This is a genomic window from Streptomyces sp. SID3343, from assembly GCF_009865215.1.
Lineage (GTDB): Bacteria > Actinomycetota > Actinomycetes > Streptomycetales > Streptomycetaceae > Embleya.
Map to the genome: position 1 here is coordinate 1 of NZ_WWJX01000072.1, position 2,045 is coordinate 2,045.

At 74.1% G+C, this 2,045-nt stretch carries 2 protein-coding genes; both read left to right on the forward strand.

The features are described from left to right. Positions 1–1,348: phenylacetic acid degradation protein PaaN (gene paaN, locus GT354_RS02705; RefSeq protein WP_161354536.1), on the forward strand; the 1,348-nt coding region annotated here is incomplete at its 5' end. After that, a partial coding sequence (locus GT354_RS02710) for a beta-ketoacyl synthase N-terminal-like domain-containing protein (protein ID WP_346011813.1) occupies positions 1,341–2,045 on the forward strand: 705 nt, incomplete at its 3' end. The genes paaN and GT354_RS02710, both read left to right, overlap by 8 nt.

Sequence of the window (2,045 nt, forward strand, 5' to 3'; positions counted from 1 at the left end):
CCTGGCCCGGATCAACGCCGCGAGCTTCGAGATCGCGCACGCCGTGCAGCACACCACCGGCCAGGCGTTCGTGATGGCCTTCCAGGCCGGCGGCCCGCACGCGCAGGACCGCGGCCTCGAGGCGGTCGCCTACGCGTGGGCCGAGCAGAAGCGCCACCCGGCCGCCGCGCGCTGGAGCAAGCCGCAGCGCAAGGGCGAACCCATCGCCCTGGACAAGAAGTTCACCCCGGTCGGCCGCGGCGTGGCGCTGCTCGTGGCCTGCAACACCTTCCCCACCTGGAACAGCTACCCGGGCCTGTTCGCGAGCCTGGTCACCGGCAACCCGGTGATCGTCAAGCCGCACACCGGCGCGGTGCTGCCGCTCGCGATCAGCGTGCGGGTGGCGCGCGAGGTGCTCACCGAGGCGGGCTTCGACCCCAACCTGGTGATCCTGGCCGCGGAGAGCCCCCAGGAGCGCACCGCGGCGACCCTGGCCACCCACCAGGACGTGCGGATCGTCGACTTCACCGGCTCGACCGCCTTCGGCGACTGGCTGGAGGCCAACGCCCGCCAGGCCGTCGTCTACACCGAGAAGGCCGGCCTGAACACGGTCGTCCTCGACTCGACGGACAACTACCGCGGGCTGCTGGGCAACCTGGCGTTCTCGCTCTCGCTCTACAGCGGCCAGATGTGCACCACCCCGCAGAACCTGCTGGTGCCGCGCGACGGCTTCGGCACCGACCAGGGCGTCAAGAGCCCGGACGAGTTCGCCGCCGACCTCGGCGCCGCCCTGGACAAGCTGCTCGGCGACCCGCAGCGCGCCGTTGGAACCCTGGGGGCCATCGTCAACCAGGACGTACGCGACCGCCTCGACGAGGCCGCCGGGATCGGGCACACCGCACACCCGTCCGCCGCGGTCGCCCACCCGGACCACCCCGACGCGGTGGTGCGTACCCCGCTGATCGCCCGACTGGACGCCGCGGAGCACCAAGGCGTGTACACCCGCGAGTGGTTCGGCCCGGTGTCCTTCGTCATCGCCACCGACTCCACCGCGGACAGCCTGCGCATCTTCGGCGAGACCGTGCGCCGGCACGGCGCGCTGACCGCCGCGGTCCACTCCACCAGCGAGGACGTGCTGGTCGCGACCGAGGCGGTGGCCCTGGACGCGGGCGTGCACCTGTCGGAGAACCTCACCGGCGGCGTCTTCGTCAACCAGTCCGCCGCGTTCAGCGACTTCCACGGCAGCGCGGCCAACCCCGCGGCCAGTGCCACGCTGTCCGACCCCTCGTTCGTGACCGGTCGCTTCGCGACCCTGCAGTCGCGCCGCCCGGTACCGGTCGCGCCCGTCGAGACGAGCGCCGGTGTCTGAGGTCTACCTGGTCGACGGAGCGCGCACACCACTGGGCCGGTACGGCGGCGCGCTCGCGGGGGTCCGCCCGGACGACCTGGCGGCCCTGGTGGTCGGCGAGGCGGTCCGGCGGGCGGGCATCCCCGCGGACGCGGTGGACGAGGTGGTGCTCGGCGCCGCCAACCAGGCCGGCGAGGACAACCGCGACGTCGCGCGGATGGCCGTCCTGCTCGCGGGGCTGCCACACACGGTGCCCGGCTACACGGTCAACCGGCTGTGCGCCTCCGGGCTCACCGCCGTCGCCTCGGCCGCGCAGGCGATCCGCGCCGGCGAGGCGGACCTGGTGGTGGCGGGCGGCGTGGAGTCGATGACCCGCGCCCCCTGGGTGATGGCCAAACCCGGCACCCCGTGGGCCAAGCCGGGCGAGGTCGCCGACACCTCGCTCGGCTGGCGCTTCACCAATCCGCGCTTCGCCGAGACGGGCGGCGGCAAGATCACGCTGTCCATGGGCGAGACCGCGGAGGAGGTGGCCGCGCTCGACGGCATCACCCGCGAGCGCTCCGACGCGTTCGCCCTGCGCAGCCACCAGCGGGCGCTCGCCGCACAGGAAGCCGGCCGCTTCGACGCGGAGATCGTGCCGGTGCCGGTGCGCGACGGCCTGGTCACGCGGGACGAGGGTCCGCGCGCGGACACCACGCCGGAGCGGCTGGGCCGGCTG